The sequence below is a fragment of the Kitasatospora sp. NPDC048545 genome (genome assembly GCF_040651155.1).
GTDB lineage: Bacteria > Actinomycetota > Actinomycetes > Streptomycetales > Streptomycetaceae > Kitasatospora.
In genome coordinates, this window is the sequence record NZ_JBEZIQ010000062.1 from 1 (window position 1) to 14,783 (window position 14,783).

Sequence of the window (14,783 nt, forward strand, 5' to 3'; positions counted from 1 at the left end):
ACTCTTCCCCCCCCCCCCGCCCTTCCGATCTTCCGCCCCTCCGTTCGCGGCCGTCCTTCGGACGGCCGGCGGACCCGCTCCGCGTGTCCGTGACCTGGCCTTCGGCCAGGTCGGCCCGGCTTCGCTCGGGCCTGTCGGTCACTCCGCTTCGCTCCGCTCCCTCCGGAGGTTGAGGCTCCATCATATCGATGAACTGGGATTTTGGCTGGACTCAAGGCGGGCTGACTAGGGGAGGGGTGGCGCCAAGGGGGCGGCGTGCGGGTCGGCTTCACTCCGCCAGATTGGTCTAGTCCATGGTCTAGACCGCTGTTTCGACCTTACGGCGGGTCGGGGTGCGCTACCCTCGGAGGGTGAGCAACGGTCTCCAGTGTATCAGTCTCGTGGCGTCAGATGATCTCGCCGGAAGTGGGGTCCGGACCCGTGCTTTTCGGGCGTTCGCCGGAATTCGCCGCCTGGGACTGATACCCTTCCGGATGGTCGCTTCTGTCGCGCGCTATTTCCGGTCGCCTCGATTCTCGGGCCGGTCTGTCGAATGTATCAGTAGGGCACTGTCAGCATTTCCCGCGTGGTCCCTGGTGTGGGTCCGGGAATGGGTGAGGGGAGACACGTCTTCGTGAACGTCGTAAAGCCTGGCTTGAAGGCCGCTCAGTCCGCTGCCGGCATCTCGCTGCGCGGGCACCAGGAGGAGGCCCTGGAGGCCGTTGTGCGGGGCCTGACGCCCCGTCCGGGGCACCCGGCTCCGAACGGGCTGCGGGTGACGGTGCAGATGGCCACCGGCTCCGGCAAGAGCTACGTCGGTGCTGCGGCCGGCCAGAAGCTCGTCCCGCGCGGGACGGTGCTGGTGGTCGTGCCGACGCTGGACCTGCTGGTGCAGACGGTCGGCGCCTGGCGGGCGGCCGGGCGCTCCGGGGACATGCACGCCGTCTGCTCCCTGGTCGACTCGGAGCTGCCGTACGGGGTGATGGCGAGCACCAGCCCGCTGATGATCGGCATGTGGCTGGCGAACGCCGCGAAGCATCGCCGGCCGGCCACCCTGTTCGCCACCTACACGTCGGTGGGCGCGGTCGAGGACGCCTACAAGTACTGGGCCGAGCGCCAGGGCGAGCTGCTGCCCCCGCTGGGCCTGATGGTCTGTGACGAGGCGCACCGCTCTTCCGGCAGTGTCGAGAAGACCTGGACCGTGGTGCACGACCAGAGCGCCATCCCCGCAGACCGCCGGCTCTACATGACGGCGACGCCGCGGATCTGGGCACCGCCCAAGCGCCCCGTGAAGGGCCGCGAGGGCGCCTACCAGCCGCTGCCGGAGGAGCTGGCGGTGTCCATGGACGACCAGCGCGTGTTCGGGCCGCACGTCTACTCCCTGGGCCTGGCGGAGGCCATCGACCGCAAGCTCTTGGCCCCGTTCGAGATCGTGGTCCTAGAGCTGCGCGACCCGCTCGGCGACCGGGCCGCGGCCGAGGCGCAGGGCGTGCCGTGGGGCCCGGGAGTTGGTGAGGCGCGGGACGGCAGCGAGGACGAGGTGCCGGCCGCGCGGATCGCGGCCATCCAGGCCGGGCTGGCCAAGACCGTGGTCGAGCGGGGGTTGGAGCGGTGCATCACCTTCCACAACCGCACGATCGAGGCCCGCTATTTCTCCGAGACACTGAATCAGACTGCCGAGAAGCTGCACTTCGAGAACCCGCAGAAATACCCGCCGGAGGTCTGGGCGCAGTGGCTCTCCGGTGAGCACGATGTCGACTACCGCAAGGAGCTGATCGAGGACTTCGGAAAGGACGAGGAGGACGACGGTCTCAAGCACCGAATTTTCAGCAACTGCAAAGTCCTGGGCGAAGGCGTCGACATGCCGAATGCAGATTCGGTACTTCTCCAGGGCCGGGGCAGCATGGTGGATATCGTCCAGGCCATCGGCCGGGCCCTGCGCATGCAGCCCGGTGAGGGAAAGACCGCCAGCCTGATCGTGCCGGTTTTCCTCAAGCCCGGAGAGGAGCCCGGGGACATTCTGGAGTCCGATTCCTACGGTCCCCTGGTCAAGATCCTGACCGCGCTGCGCAGCCACGACGCCAAGGTCGTCGAGGCCCTGGCGGTGCCGCAGAAGTCCGGCAAGCGGACCAAGGGGCGCAGCGCCGAGGCTGCTTCCGGTCCTGGTGAGGGCATGGTCGGTGGGGGTGGCGGGTCGGGGGCGTTCACGCTGCCGGTGCGGTTCCAGACGCCGGTGGACGAGAACGTGCTCGCCCTGTTCATCGCCTCGCGGGTCCTGGTGGGTGAGACGCAGTTGTGGCGTGAGGGGATCGGTCACGCGCGGCGCTGGTTCGAGGAGACCGGCGGGCTTGACGTGCCTTATTCTGCGCTCGTCGGGGAGAACGGGAATTACCCGCTCGGAAAGTGGCTGTCGGACCGGCGCAGCGAAAATGCGAATGGTGAGCTGGCGCCATACCGGGTGGAGATGCTGGACGCGCTCGGCATGATCTGGTCGGTGAGCGACGCCCGGTTCGAGGCCGGGCTGGACTGGGCGCGGGTCTGGGCGAAGGGCCACGGCGGGAGCCTTGCGGCGCCGGCACGGGCGTCGGTCGGCGGCTACGCGATCGGCACCTGGTTGTCGGAGCTGCGGGCTGCGGCGCAGGTTCCGGCGGGCGAGCCGGGGGCGCTGTCGCCGGAGCGGCGGCGGGCGCTGGAGGAGATCGACCCGTGGTGGTGCCCGGCCTGGCCGATCACCTGGCAGCGCGCCTACGCGACCGCCCGGCTGTGGTGGCTGGAGGCCGACGGCCTGGTCGACTGGACCCGGCTGCCCCTGGACACGGTGTTCGAGGGCGAGCAGCTCGGCCGCTGGGTGCAGGCGCAGCGGGCCGGCTGGCCGGACCTGGAGGAGGACCAGCGGGACCTGCTGTCGGCGATCGGCATCGAGGAGGACCAGGAGCTGGTGGCCGCGAAGGCCGCCGCCGAGGCGAAGCCGAAGGTGTCCCGCACCGACCGGTTCCAGCAGGGTCTGGCCGCGCTCGCCCAGTTCGTGGAGCGGGAGCGGCATCCCCGGGTGCCCCGCCCGCACAAGGAGCCGGTGGAGGCCGTGGAGGCCGGCCCCGGTGGCGAGGAGCAGGTGGTGGTGTCGCACTTCGCCCTGGGCACCTGGCTCAACAACCAGAAGGCACGCCGGGCGAAGCTCACGCCGGGCCAGCTCGCACAGCTCGCCGAGCACGGCGTCGAGTGGGCGTAGCGGGCCGTCCCGGCCGGGGTGGGTGCCGCTGCCCGCAGGTAGGCTGCTGGGGCCCTGAGAAAGCACTGGAGGCCGTCACCTGCGGGTGGCGGCCTTCGGGCTTCTCTACCCTGCCGCGCGCTCGGTGTGCTCAACGAGTGGGCGTGGGTTGGGGTACGTGGTCCCCGGTGTCCCATCCGCAGCGTCGGCACCACGGCAGGCCGGGGATTCCCGGGTCGTACTGGCCGCAGGGCACTTCCTGTTTGGGCAGCGGGGTCGGGGTGTGGAAGTCCCACAGCGGCAGTGCCGCGGGGTCCAGTCCTCGGGCCACCAGCCGGTGGTAGAGCGCTGCGTGGGCGTTGTACTCGGCGACGTCGGTCCCGAGCTGTCTGCCGGCCTCGATCACGTCGGCGGCGTACAACGTCCTCAGCCCGGCCGTTCCGCTCTTCTCCAGGGCGTGGACGATCGCACGGTCGGCGGCGACCATGGCCGCCTGAAAGGCGCGCCAGCGCTCGAGTTCCTGCGGCGTCGGGCGGAAGGTCATCCGCAGCCGGCGGCGAATGGCCCTGGCTCTGTCGGCCGCCTTCTTCATCATGGCTCGCACACTACCGACCACGGCGGATGAGGGTGGCGGGAACGGCGTGAGCGGTCAGCTCTTCTCGGGCTCGCCGAGGGTCCAGCCGCTGACTGCGGCGACCGGGCCGCGCCAGGTCGGCAGGGTGTGGCTGGCCCGGCCGTCGCGGTAGGTGACGTCGCGTAGGTGGAGGAAGCGGGAGTCCGGCTGCAACCGCCGGCCCTTGTCGCTGTTCTCCTCGATCCGGTCGCGGGCCGTACCGACGGCCCGGCGCAGGTCGTGGTCGTCCAGCTCGCGGGTGAACTTCTCTTCCCAGACCGCGGCGGGGACGATCGTGCCGGTGACGAGCCCGCCGGGCACGATCAGGGTGACCACCACCTCGGAGTCGATGTGCTCGCTCGCGGCGCCCAGGCGCAGCAGCTCCAGGTAGGGGTCGTGATGGGTGTCCTGGCCGAGCAGGACTTTCAGGACCTGCTGCGCGGCTTCCTTCGCCCCCACCGGGTCCTCCTTGTGCTGCTGGGCCTGCGGGGAGCGTGCCCGTGGTGGCAGGCCGGTATGCCGGGTCGGGGTCAGCCTTCCACGGTAGGGCTGGGCGGCCTGGGTGAATGACGTTTTGTCACATTCGGCCCCGCCTCCGCCTCGGTGTCGGGCCGTCTGGCAGGGTGGTGGCGTCCAAGTACCTGGCGCGTGCGTCGGGGAAGCACTGGACGGCTTGATCCGAGTAGCCGGACGCGCGGTGCGTGCGGCGAAGCACACGGAGGAACCACATGAGTGTTGCTCTTGAGTCTGCGACTGCGGTCGCGGCAAGAGCGGCCCGTCGACCGGACGACGTCCGGCCTGGCGGCGCGCGAGTCGTCGTAGTCATCCAACGCAAGGGTGGCGCTGGGAAGAGCACGTTGACGGTCAATCTGGCGGCGGTCTCCGGGGAGTCCAACCCGCCGGCGGACCCGGAGGGCGACTCGCCGGTGATAGCGCTGGGGGTCGACCCGCAGGGGTCGATGGAGCAGTGGGCGCGCCGGGTGGCGGCCGAGTTGCTGCCGTTCGATTACGTCGTCACGAAGGGTCGGCTCGGTACGCTCCCCGAGCTGGTGAAGGACCCGGCCGTGAAGCGAATCTGGGTGGACACCCCCGGCTTCATCGACACCGATCCGGACGCGGACCTGGATGGCGACCCGCTGGGCGCTGGTCGGGCTGGGGATGCGATGCGCGAGGTGCTCGACTACGCGGACCTGGCGCTCGTGCCAATCACGACGGAGTTCCTGAGCAAGGACCCGGCGGAGTACACGATCGAGTACGTGCTCAAGCCCCGCGGCATCCCGTTCATGGTGGTCATCAACATGTGGGACAGCGGGAGCGACGGCAAGACCCAGAAGGACTTGAAGAAGGCCGAGCAGTGGTGTGACGAGCGGGGTTACCCGCGAGCGCCCCGGCCGGTGCGGAAGTACAAGGTCCACAGCAACGCGGCAGAGGACGGGCTGACGGTGATCCAGTACCCCGAGAACGGGACGAGCCTGCGGGCCCGCGAGGACATCTACAAGCTGGCCCTCGCTGTCGAGCGGGCCCTCTGATGGGGCGCGAGCGCGGAGCGGCGACCGAGAAGTGGACGGTCACGACGACGGCCGCCGTGGTGAAGAGCCTGCCTCACCACTTCCGCCAGGTATCCGAGCTGCCCACGCTGACGGAGCCGGAGCGGGAGTCGCTGGCCAAGTCCGAGGCCGCGATCGAGATGCTGGAGCTCTCGTACTGGGCTGCCGGCAAGGCGTTGCAGATCATCCGTGACGGGCGGCTCTACCGGGCGACGCACGACACGTTCGAGGCGTACCTCGAGGCGCGCTGGCGCATGAAGCGCGCCTACGCGAACAAGCTGATCCGGTCGTGGCCGGTCGCTCAAGCCGTGTTCGAATCTAAATCGAACGGTTTGGCTCCCATGGGAGCCAAGGACGCGGGAGCCAAGACTCCGGCGCTCCCCTACCGCAGCGCCTGGGAGCTCGTTCCAGCAGCCGAGAAGCTCGGCGTCGAAGCAGCGGAGCAGGTCTGGGGGATCGTGCTGGAGGTCGACGGCAAGCCGACCTCCGCGACGGTGCGCCAGGCGGTCCAGGCCGTCAAGGATCTCCCGCCGGGACCGTTCGACCCGAAGGTGGCCCGGAAGACGATCCACACCGTTCTGGCGGCCGAGAAGCCTGCCAGGAAGCCCACGGCACGCAAGGCCGCCGTTCCGCCCCAGGCCGGCACGGAGCAGTCGGCCGCGACTCCCGCCATTCCGTGGAAGGACCCGGCGGCGCTCTACGGACTGCTGCGCGAGCACATGACGCGGGAGGACCGGTCCGAGCTTCTGGAACTGCTGCTCCAGGAGGCGACCGAGCACAAGGAGCCGGCTTCCGTGTAGGCCCGGCAACGACGAAGCCCGCACCCCCATCTCGGGGGTGCGGGCTTCGTCATGTTGGCGGCCGGGTCAGGCGGCGGCCTGGCTGCGGTGGAGCAGGGCGTGCTGGCCGGGGTCGAGTCGCCAGAGGCCGAGGCGGCCGGCGGCGGGGATCGGGTCGGGGAGGGCCTGGACGTCGGTGAGGGTCCAGTGCCACAGGCCGGGCAGGCCCCAGGGGCGGCAGCAGCCGGTGTCGCGGTGGCAGTCGGTGATGCGGGCGGTGGCGACCAGGGCCCCGGTTGTCAGCGCGGGGGCGCCGGGGCGGGCGAGGACGGCGCGGACGTGCGGGTCGGTCTGGCCGTCGCGGGCGATGGCGCGGGCGGCGTGCAGGACGACCGGGCCGCGGTGGCGGGTCGGCCAGGAGCGGTTCTCGGTCGTCTTGTCTCCGGCGAGGATCGCGGCCAGCCAGGGCTGGCGGATCGTCAGCGCGGGGAGGTCGGCGGCGGGCTGCGCCGCCGGGTCGGTGCCCTCGCCGATGCGGCGCAGCGCTTCGGGAAGGGCGGCGCCCCAGTCGCCGGTGAAGGCGAGCGCGCGGTCGTCGATGTAGAGGGCCGCGCCCAACTTCTTGTTGGTGACGAGGAGCCGGCCGCCGTCGCCGAGCCAGTAGGCGCGGTCGGGGTCTTGGTCGACGACCGCGGGGATGCCATGGCGGTTGAACCAGGCCGCCACGGCGGGGTGGTAACGACGGTGGCGGGCGGTGACGCAAAAAACGGACCGGCACGCCATCAGCCGCCGGACGGCTTCGAGGGCGCCGGGGATCGGGTCGCCGTAGATGCGCCCGTCCTGCCAGCCGTTTTGGTGCGCGACGACCGTGAGGTCGAAGTCCACGCCCACGGCGTGGCTGGCAGGGGAGTCGGGGGTGAGCGGGACGACGGTCAACAAGGTCTCCTAGGTGTAGGGGCGGATGGTGATCGGGATGCGCCGATCGCTGGGGTCGGGGCGGTGGGCGGTGCGGCGGTGGGCACGCAGCCCGAGCGGGCCGCCCTGGATCGGGGAGCGGCAGTCGGGGCAGGAGCTCCACCAGGCGGTGCCGGGCGGCAGGTCGGCCGGGGTGAGCGGGTGCGGGTGCGGGCCGGGTGCGGCGCGGGTCATCGGGACCTCCGGGTCGGGGGCCCGGCCTGCCGGGTGTCTGCGGGTCGGGCCCCTGGGCGGCGGGTCGGTCAGGCGGTGGGCGGGGTGCGGCGGGCGATCTCGCGCATGCCGTCGATGCGGTGGGCCTGCCGGGAGAGGCGGGCGGCGAGAGAGGCCAGGCGGTCGGCGTCCTCGGTGCGCGCCCCGCGGTTCAGAGCGTCGGCGTAGTGCCGGGCGGCGTCGGCGAGCTGCTGCGCGTCCAGGGCGTGGCCCTGGAGCTCGCGGTCGATCGCCGGGTCCGGGGCGTGGATCACGGGCTGCTCCGGTCGGTGGGCGGTTCGGGGGACCAGGCGCCGGTGGGGTCGTCGCCCCAGTCGTCCGGGTCCGGGGTCGTCGGGGTGGTCGGCTCCAGTCGGCCGGGCCGCCCGGTGAGCAGGTCGCGCAGGGCGGCGAGCAGGCCGCGGCGCGGGTATGAGGGCGGGAAGGTCACGGCGGGTCAGCTCGCGTCGGGCAGCGGCGGCAGGAAGGGGCACTTGGCCGCGTGGTCGGCGACCTCCTGGCGAACCGCGTAGACGTACATGGCCTCCGCCTGGCCGCGGTTCTCGCGGCAGCCGGTGCAGTGCCACCAGGCCGGCGCCTCGTGGTGGGCGTCGGTGCCGAGGGGCCAGGGCTGGTCGCCGATCAGCTCGACGTGGGCGCCGCCCTTGGTGAGCTGGCGCATCCAGATGTGGCCGGGTCCGCCGCCGGTCGGGGCGTCGCCGATGTGGACCTGGCCGTGGTCGAGGCGGATGCGGCCGTGGTCGGCGGCCTGTTCCAGGAGCGTCATCAGGCGGTCGTGGCCGCCGAGCATCTCGCCGCCGGGGATGACGCGCGACCAGATGTACAGCTCGCCGACGGTGGTGCGGCGCTGGCCGAGGGCCTCCAGGTGGTCGAGCGCGGCGAGGACGACGGTGTAGGCGTCGTCGCGGCGCAGCCGGCCGTCGAAGGGGTCGGGGGTGAGGTCGGCGAGGAGCTTCTCCAGGGCGGCGTTGACGGCGGGGATGCGGGGGTTGTCGACGGACACGGGTGGTGCCTTTCGGTGGGGTGCGGGGTCTGCGGGGTCGGGGTGACCGGGCAGCCGCGCCGGTCCCGGCGGTGTCGGCCGCTGGGTGCGGTCGGGGTCCGGGGCCGGCGGCGGCGGTCCGCTCGACGGGTCAGGCCGGGACGGCGCGGGCGAGGGCCAGGAGCTGTTCGAGCTCGGCCAGGGCGAGGCCGTCGGCGCACTCGAGGCAGCAGCCGAGCGAGGTCGGGATGCAGTGCTCGGCGACGGCGCGGCACAGCGGGCAGGTGCGGCGGGCGAGCATCATGCGCTGGTGGGAGCGCCAGCGGGCCGGGGTCATGGGCCGCACCGGCAGGGCCAGGGAGCGGCGGTACAAGTACCCGAACCGGAGGCCGCCCCGGCAGACCACCTGCGCGGCCGGCTCCTGGCCGCCGGGCCGGAAAGAGGGCGGGTTCGCGGATTCCGGGAGCCGTGAGCTGGCGAACCCGTGTGCCTGCCTCCGTTGAAAGTTGCCTTGCAGACGGGTTCGACCTGGATTAACCGCTGGGTCGCTCCGATGAAGATCCGTATCTTGGCCCCATGGCGAATGAGGTAGAACCGAAGCTCTTTGTGAACCGGTGGGGCGACACATCGGACCCGGCGTCGGTTGGCGGCGAGTCCTATCGGGATGAGTGCGGATGCTTCGACCAGGCCAGGCCGCATCCGCGAGCGCGCGTCGGCTTCCACGCCGAGTCTCAGGACACTTCGGCCCCTGGATGGCAGCGACTGCTGGAGCTGGTTGACGAGGCCGCGACCGACGGACGGGAGGAGTTCCGTCCCCTGGTTGAGCTCAGCCCAGTAGAACGGCGGCAGATCGTGACCTTGCCACCGAGCATCGCCAAGTTGACCGCAGTCAGGCGCTTCGTGCTCTACGGCAGCAACCTGGTCCGGATCCCGCCCGAGATCGGGGCGATGACCAGCTTGGAGGAGTTCACCCCGTACACCTCATACCGGCTGCACTGGTTCCCCTACGAGATCACCCGATGCTCCAAGCTGGCCCGAAGCACAGTGAGCACACGCGCCCTGTTCGGGAACTACAAGCTCCGTCCCCCCTTCCCCCGTCTCCAGCCGCCTCAGGACTCTGTCGCGGACCTTGACCTGACAGCGCTCGATGCCGGCCGCTGGGGGACAGCGGCCATCCGCAGCTGCAGCGTCTGCGACCGGTCGATCAAGCAGCATGGCCTCCATCAAGTGTGGATCTCTCTGCGAGTAGCCACCGATGTCCTGCCCCTCCTGGTCAACGCCTGCTCGGCGACCTGCGTAGACGCCCTTCCCCAAGGAGCCGAGGACTACGTGCAGTTCCCGCACACGGGCGGCAACATCGACCAGCCGGCGTCCGACTGGGACTGACCACCTGACCGCGGCGACACCGGGTCGCTGCTCAGCGCAACGGCTTCCCGGTGCGCTCGGGGTGGGCGGCATGGACGTATCTCACTGCGGTGACCTCGCTGATCCCGAAGAGCCGGATGAGATGGACTGGGTCGGCGGTGAGCTGTGCCTCGTGGAAGATCCTGTCGATCCGGGTCTGCTGGGGGTTAAGTCCGAGCCGGCTGAAGATGTTCTTGATCGTGCTGCGGGAGGTCGCCGGGCCGTTGGCGTCCATGGCGTTGATCTGGTTGACGATCAGATGCGGGTTGCTGGAGAACGGCCACCGTTGGTGCCGTTCTCGCAGCCAGTCGGCGGCCAGCTGGTGGGTGATCTCGTCGAGGTAGATGAGGTGGCGGGTGCCGGGGCGCCGAACGGTGAGGCGGCCCTTGGGGAGGTCGAGGCTGCTGGTCATGAGCCGGGTGATCTCGCTCGGGCTCAGTGCGTGGACGGCCACCAGGGCGACGACGAGCTTGCCGGCCGGGCTGGGCGTCCGGTCGATAACTCCCTTGAGCAGGTCGGACGGGATCCCTCGGGGCACCCTTTTGACCGTGGCCACGGTGAGGCCGCGAGTCGGGTCCGTGAAGACCACCCGTTCTTGCTTCAGCGCGCGGAAAAGGCTGCGCGAGGCGACATGGACCGCTTCCGCGGCGCGGCCTTCGTGGGCGTCGAGAACCGCGCGCATGTCGTCCCGGCTGATCTCGCGCAACGTCGATATGCCGGAGGCCGACCAGCCGGCCAGAACCGGCCGCAGGTAGGCCAGGTAGCGGCGGATCGCCCTCCAGGTGGTCGCCGGATGCTGCCAGCGACCACCACCGCGGAGCACGGTCACCCAGACGCGGAGCTCATCGGCGATCTGCCCGGTGTGCTCGGCGAGGAGCCTCTCGACCTGGAGCCGGTCGACGTCTTGTCGGGGCGCCGGGACGAGCAGTCCCTTGCCGGACAGGAACTGGGCGAGGCGTCGTCCCGGCCCGCGCGGGGCATCGGCGGCCAGGGCGTGGATGTCCTCCTCCGGGATCGGCGCCTCGGTGCCCACCCAGGCGGCGAGAACCCTGAGATTTCGCAGGCAGTAGGTTCGCGGTGACTCACTCCACTGATGTCTGTCCATCTCGGCTTGGAGCTCGGCAAGCAGTTCGTCGTCCCCGGCAGTCAGGCCCGGCAGCTCCGCCAGGGGGAGAGCTCCGACCCTTCTCCAGTCCCGGCGCATCGCGAACAGCGGTTCCTGGCCCGGGGCCAGGCGGTGTTCGGAGACGGCCCGCGGCGGTGGCGGCGGGATCCAGTGCGACTGACGAGCGGGCGAGCCCGGCTCGTGACGGACGTAGGCGTGACGGACGGTCGTGTTGAAGGTGAAGGGAGCGCCGAGCATGAGCTGGCGCCAGGTCTGCTCCCGAACTTCGATCCCGTGCAGGCTGATGTCCAGACTGCAGCCGCGACACAGGCCGTCTTGCAGCAGGACGTCTTCGCAGCGGCAGCGGGTGCAGGCGCCGAGTTCGAAGTTGTCCTGGTTGTCTCTGCGGCCCCGGCAGCCAGGGCAGCGAACTCCAAAACCCCAGGCCTGGCAATGCAGGCAACTGCGCGGCCGGGGCTGCCGGACACCCCTGAGCGTCGGTGAGGGGGTCCAGCCGGCGGGCGCGTCCAGCAGCCCGGCCTGCTGCAGGACCTGCCCGACAGCCGACCGCAAGCAGGGCAGGTCCTGCAGCGCTTCGACGGGGATGAGGCCGCCGCCGTCCGCCGCGCGGACCGCCAGCAGCAGACGGGACATCTCGGCGACCCGCCGCCGCCAGAACCCGTCACGCCCCTGGCGTGCCGCCCGGTCGGCGACGACGGACTCGACCAGCTCACGGTCCGGCATGCGGCGGTCCCGGATGCGTTGCTCCGTGGTCGGCCGCAATGTCCGCCTCGGTTTGATCAAGAGCATCTGCCCGGACACCGCCGGCGGGCAGACAGCCGGGTCGTCGCGCTCCTGGCCGCTGCCGCGCATTCGCTGGGCTATGCGCGACCACTCCCGTTCATCCGACCCTTTGCGCATCAGCGGCTGGGCATGGTGGTGCGCGAGACCAGGGAGGATGAGGGCCAGCTGGACATCCCGCGGCCGGCTCCCGTCGGGATCTTCGAGCCAGTCGGCGTCCCTTTCGCTGCGGACCGCCCGTAAGCAGGGGCGGCAGACGCGCTCGGCACCACTGACCCTGGCAAGCCGCCGACAGCGCCTGCAAGCGCCCTCGGCGGGCTGGAGCTGCCTCCACCGCTTGCAGGCGCCGCAGTGGCGTTCGTTGGTTCCCCAGTCCAGGCACTCCGGGCACTGACGGGGGCGCGGCGACGTCCTCACAGGTCAGTTCGGCGGCAGGGAGCGCAGGTTGTCGCCGTTGTGCTGACGCGGTGTCGGCCGGGCCGGGCTCCGGCCCGGCCCGGATTCCCCGACCGCCGCCGGCAGGTCCTGGCCGGCCCGCTCCTGGGCCTCGACCGGCTCGGCTTCCAGCAGGTCCGCGACCGTGCAGTGCAACGCCGCGCAGATCTTGTCGAGGTCGTCGAGGCGGACCGTGACCGGCTGGGAGCCCCACATCGCCGACACCTTGCTCAACGAGGGGGTGAATCCGACCTCCTTGAAAGCTGCCAGCAGGTCAGTCGGCCGCCAGATGTCACGTCGGGCCGCCGCCCAGCGCAGATTCCACTTCACCGCAGGTTCCCCTTGTCCATGACGAGACGCTCCGCCGCCCGAGCACTGGCGGCCAGATTGGCATGTTCCGGCTCCGCGTGGACGGACGCCATGTACCGGACCGTCGTAGTCGCCCAGTCGTGGCCCAGGAGCTTCTGGACCTCCCACAAGGTCATTCCGCGTTCATAGTTATGGGTCGCACAGGCATGACGCAGCAGGTGCGGGTGCAGGTGCGTGACCGGCCCGCTCAGGTAGGCGGCGGACGCCGTCTTCAGCACCCGTCGGAACGTCGACGGGTCGAGGGCCGGCGCGATCGGCAGGTTCAACGCGGCCACCGCCGTCGGCAGCCGCTCGGACGGGAAGAGCGGAGCACTGGGGTGCTGAGGGTCGTCCCGGAACTGGCCACGGACCTCCTCGACGTACCACCACAGCAGGTCCCGGCCCTCCTGGAACATGTAGGCCTGGCGCTGCCGGGGCCCCGATCCGCGCGCCCCTTTGCCACTGACGATGAAGCGCCCCCATTGGCCCAGCTCCCAGTGGACGTCCCCGGTCTGGACCCCGCACAGCTCGGTGACCCGCACACCCGACAGGTACGCCAGCTTCGCCATGACGTAGTCCCGGCAGGCCACCATGGGCTTGCGGGCCTGCGGCAGATCCGCTCGCCAGCGGGCGAAGAACTCCTTCATCGCCTGCTGGGACGGCGGGATCCGCAGTCCGAAGTCGCCTCGATGACGAGGCCGGTTGAACGGATCGATCGGAGACTCGACCGCCGCTCCGAAGCGGCGGAGGATCTCACCGGCATAGCGCTGTTCGAGGAACGCGAAGTAGCCGTCGATCCTGTTGATCTTGGTGCGGGTGGTCGAGTGCCCACGCTTGCCGGGACCGGCGAAGTAGCGGTCCACCTCACGCGGCGTCAGCCGCCAAGGCACCACACCGTAGAAGTCGCAGATCTCGATCACCGGCTTGACGATCTTGTCGAGCGTTGTCGGCGCGAGGCCCGCCGCGTCACGGGCCCATTGGTACTCGGAGAGCGTCTCCACGAAGAAGCTCTCCTCGTCCTCGGCGGACAGCCGGGCCTCGCGCCGCCGCTGAAGCGTGACGACATCCGCCAGTCCCGTCTCGATGAGTGCCGGACGGCGATCTTCCGGCACCTCTTCGCGAGGGACTAGCGTGAGTATGCGAGTCTCAGAATCTGACACAATCACCTATAATACAGGTTTTACTCCTGGATTTCCGCAGTAGCCCGCAGAATCCTCCACGGCCTGTTTCACGGAAGGCCGGCACCCCTGACCTGCTGACATGCGCCGATCCTCACTTCCGGCACCACCGACGAACCCGCACGGACTCCACTTAGGCCGACGGCGCGCAGCTGGCGGCGGGTCATCAGGTCGGGGGAGGGGGCCCAGCGCCAGGGGTAGGTGGGGAGGCCGGCGTGGAGCTCGCCGGTGGGGTCGAGGTCGGATGCGCGCACGGGCTCCTCCGGGGTCAGCGGATGCGGGCGGGTTCGAGGCAGGCCGGGTCGGTGGCCCTGACGTGGTCGACGTGGGCGAAGCCCTCACGGAGTAGCTGCTCGGCGGTCGGGATCAGGCGTTCCTGGTCGACCAGGACGTGGTCGGGGACGACGCGCTCCCTGCTGGCGTTCTGGGCGCGGCGGCGGTCGAGGGAGACGTCGAAGAGCACCGCGCAAGCCGGGCGCTGCCAGTAGCGGGCGCGGGCGAGAAGGCCGGCCCTGACGTGAGGCAGGAGCGCCGTGCTGTCGACCACGGTGGTCAGGTTGCGGGAGAGCCGCGCGTCCAGCAGCAGCGTCTGGACCTGGTCGGCGACCGGGGTCGCGGACTGGTCGGCTTCGTCGTCGGTGGCCATCGCGCGGACGTCGTCCAGGCTCAGGCGCCAGGTGGCGGGCCAGCGGCGGGTGGCGAAGCGGGTCTTGCCGGCGCCGGATCCGCCGACCAGGACGACGAGCGAGCCCGGTTCGAAGGTGAGGGTCACGGGGTCCTTCCGCGGTTGGTGGTGTCGGCCGGGCGGCCGGTCCCTGTCCCCGGGATGCGCGCCGCCCGCCGGGCTGGGTGCCGGGCGGGCGGTGGGGGGCGGGGCCGGTCGATGGACCGTCAGCGGGTGGGACGGGGGATCGCCCGGCACGCGCTGGCGTGGTCGTTGGCGGCGGCGGTCGCCTCGCCGCGTTCGTTGGGGAGGTAGGGCTCGCGGTCGTATCCGTAGCCGCCGCGGGTGTCGCAGCCCCGGCACTCCCAGACGAAGCCGTCGACCTCGCGGGCCTCGTCGCCGACGTAGGGGCGGCCCTGCCAGGTGTAGCGGGTGGCAAAGCGCCGGGTGATGAGGTCGACATGGGCTCCGCCGAGGTTCACGTAGCGGGTGAGGACGTTCGCGGGCCAGTCGGTGGCCCGGGTGGTACCGGCGGTGGCGGTGGTGGTCATC

Annotated in this window: 18 protein-coding genes; 4 read left to right on the plus strand and 14 right to left on the minus strand. The window is 71.0% G+C overall.

What is annotated here, in order from left to right:
* The first annotated feature begins 634 nt into the window (after positions 1-634).
* Positions 635-3,208, plus strand: a complete 2,574-nt coding sequence (locus tag AB0D10_RS38045; RefSeq protein WP_360264944.1) for a Helicase associated domain protein — start codon at positions 635-637, stop codon at positions 3,206-3,208.
* 130 nt (positions 3,209-3,338) lie between these two features.
* Here AB0D10_RS38045 and AB0D10_RS38050 read toward each other — a convergent pair whose 3' ends face one another.
* Together AB0D10_RS38050 and AB0D10_RS38055 are read right to left on the minus strand one after the other, a co-directional pair.
* Positions 3,339-3,782 carry a hypothetical protein gene (locus tag AB0D10_RS38050; RefSeq protein WP_360264947.1) on the minus strand — a complete coding sequence of 148 codons (444 nt, stop codon included), beginning with the start codon at positions 3,780-3,782 and terminating at the stop codon, positions 3,339-3,341.
* 54 nt (positions 3,783-3,836) lie between these two features.
* Positions 3,837-4,259 (minus strand): hypothetical protein, encoded by a 423-nt coding sequence (locus AB0D10_RS38055; protein ID WP_360264950.1) that lies wholly within the window; start codon positions 4,257-4,259, stop codon positions 3,837-3,839.
* Positions 4,260-4,528: 269 nt separating this feature from the next.
* On the opposite strand from AB0D10_RS38055, the gene AB0D10_RS38060 reads away from it, so the two are divergent.
* Positions 4,529-5,329 (plus strand): ParA family protein, encoded by an 801-nt coding sequence (locus AB0D10_RS38060; RefSeq protein WP_360264953.1) that lies wholly within the window; start codon positions 4,529-4,531, stop codon positions 5,327-5,329.
* Positions 5,330-5,385: 56 nt separating this feature from the next.
* Positions 5,386-6,147 (plus strand): hypothetical protein, encoded by a 762-nt coding sequence (locus tag AB0D10_RS38065; RefSeq protein WP_360264956.1) that lies wholly within the window; start codon positions 5,386-5,388, stop codon positions 6,145-6,147.
* 66 nt (positions 6,148-6,213) lie between these two features.
* Here the strand turns inward: AB0D10_RS38065 and AB0D10_RS38070 are convergent, their stop codons facing one another.
* The 6 genes from AB0D10_RS38070 to AB0D10_RS38095 form a co-directional block, all read right to left on the minus strand.
* The gene (locus AB0D10_RS38070; RefSeq protein WP_360264959.1) at positions 6,214-7,062 is read right to left on the minus strand and encodes an ASCH domain-containing protein; all 849 of its coding nucleotides are present in this window, start codon (positions 7,060-7,062) and stop codon (positions 6,214-6,216) included.
* 9 nt (positions 7,063-7,071) lie between these two features.
* On the minus strand, positions 7,072-7,275 hold the full coding sequence (locus tag AB0D10_RS38075) for a hypothetical protein (RefSeq protein ID WP_360264962.1): 204 nt from the start codon (positions 7,273-7,275) through the stop codon (positions 7,072-7,074).
* Between the two features lie 68 nt (positions 7,276-7,343).
* Positions 7,344-7,568, minus strand: a complete 225-nt coding sequence (locus AB0D10_RS38080; protein ID WP_360264965.1) for a hypothetical protein — start codon at positions 7,566-7,568, stop codon at positions 7,344-7,346.
* Positions 7,565-7,744, minus strand: coding sequence for a hypothetical protein (locus AB0D10_RS38085; RefSeq protein WP_360264967.1), 180 nt, complete (start codon positions 7,742-7,744; stop codon positions 7,565-7,567). The genes AB0D10_RS38080 and AB0D10_RS38085 overlap by 4 nt, the downstream gene beginning before the upstream one ends.
* Before the next feature lie 6 nt (positions 7,745-7,750).
* The gene (locus AB0D10_RS38090) at positions 7,751-8,317 is read right to left on the minus strand and encodes a hypothetical protein (RefSeq protein ID WP_360264969.1); all 567 of its coding nucleotides are present in this window, start codon (positions 8,315-8,317) and stop codon (positions 7,751-7,753) included.
* Positions 8,318-8,447: 130 nt separating this feature from the next.
* Positions 8,448-8,924: an RRQRL motif-containing zinc-binding protein gene (locus tag AB0D10_RS38095; protein ID WP_360264972.1), complete on the minus strand. Its 477-nt coding sequence runs from the start codon at positions 8,922-8,924 to the stop codon at positions 8,448-8,450.
* Between AB0D10_RS38095 and AB0D10_RS38100 the strand changes: the two genes are divergently transcribed.
* Positions 8,873-9,682, plus strand: coding sequence for a leucine-rich repeat domain-containing protein (locus tag AB0D10_RS38100; protein WP_360264975.1), 810 nt, complete (start codon positions 8,873-8,875; stop codon positions 9,680-9,682). The two genes, AB0D10_RS38095 and AB0D10_RS38100, sit on opposite strands and share 52 nt — an antisense overlap.
* Positions 9,683-9,713: 31 nt before the next feature.
* Here the strand turns inward: AB0D10_RS38100 and AB0D10_RS38105 are convergent, their stop codons facing one another.
* The 6 genes from AB0D10_RS38105 to AB0D10_RS38130 all read right to left on the minus strand — a co-directional run bounded on the left by AB0D10_RS38105 (position 9,714) and on the right by AB0D10_RS38130 (position 14,782).
* On the minus strand, positions 9,714-11,549 hold the full coding sequence (locus tag AB0D10_RS38105) for a hypothetical protein (RefSeq protein ID WP_360264978.1): 1,836 nt from the start codon (positions 11,547-11,549) through the stop codon (positions 9,714-9,716).
* A gap of 477 nt (positions 11,550-12,026) precedes the next feature.
* Complete coding sequence (locus AB0D10_RS38110) at positions 12,027-12,371, minus strand: helix-turn-helix transcriptional regulator (protein WP_360264981.1); 345 nt, start codon at positions 12,369-12,371, stop codon at positions 12,027-12,029.
* On the minus strand, positions 12,368-13,501 hold the full coding sequence (locus AB0D10_RS38115; protein WP_360264983.1) for a site-specific integrase: 1,134 nt from the start codon (positions 13,499-13,501) through the stop codon (positions 12,368-12,370). The genes AB0D10_RS38110 and AB0D10_RS38115 overlap by 4 nt, the downstream gene beginning before the upstream one ends.
* 116 nt (positions 13,502-13,617) lie before the next feature.
* Complete coding sequence (locus tag AB0D10_RS38120) at positions 13,618-13,821, minus strand: hypothetical protein (protein WP_360265089.1); 204 nt, start codon at positions 13,819-13,821, stop codon at positions 13,618-13,620.
* A 14-nt stretch (positions 13,822-13,835) separates the two neighbouring features.
* A complete protein-coding gene (locus AB0D10_RS38125; RefSeq protein WP_360264986.1) occupies positions 13,836-14,339 on the minus strand; it encodes an ATP-binding protein in 504 nt (167 codons plus the stop codon).
* A 119-nt stretch (positions 14,340-14,458) separates the two neighbouring features.
* Positions 14,459-14,782 (minus strand): hypothetical protein, encoded by a 324-nt coding sequence (locus tag AB0D10_RS38130; RefSeq protein ID WP_360264988.1) that lies wholly within the window; start codon positions 14,780-14,782, stop codon positions 14,459-14,461.
* Between the last annotated feature and the right edge of the window lies 1 nt (position 14,783).

Excerpts from the sequence above, each read along its gene's own strand:
- AB0D10_RS38105 (WP_360264978.1), bottom strand. The coding sequence starts at position 11,549 with ATGCCGGACCGTGAGCTGGTCGAGTCCGTCGTCGCCGACCGGGCGGCA.
- AB0D10_RS38095 (WP_360264972.1), bottom strand. The coding sequence starts at position 8,924 with ATGTGTCGCCCCACCGGTTCACAAAGAGCTTCGGTTCTACCTCATTCG.
- AB0D10_RS38130 (WP_360264988.1), bottom strand. The coding sequence starts at position 14,782 with ATGACCACCACCGCCACCGCCGGTACCACCCGGGCCACCGACTGGCCC.
- AB0D10_RS38100 (WP_360264975.1), top strand. The coding sequence starts at position 8,873 with ATGGCGAATGAGGTAGAACCGAAGCTCTTTGTGAACCGGTGGGGCGAC.
- AB0D10_RS38060 (WP_360264953.1), top strand. The coding sequence starts at position 4,529 with ATGAGTGTTGCTCTTGAGTCTGCGACTGCGGTCGCGGCAAGAGCGGCC.
- AB0D10_RS38050 (WP_360264947.1), bottom strand. The coding sequence starts at position 3,782 with ATGATGAAGAAGGCGGCCGACAGAGCCAGGGCCATTCGCCGCCGGCTG.
- AB0D10_RS38075 (WP_360264962.1), bottom strand. The coding sequence starts at position 7,275 with ATGACCCGCGCCGCACCCGGCCCGCACCCGCACCCGCTCACCCCGGCC.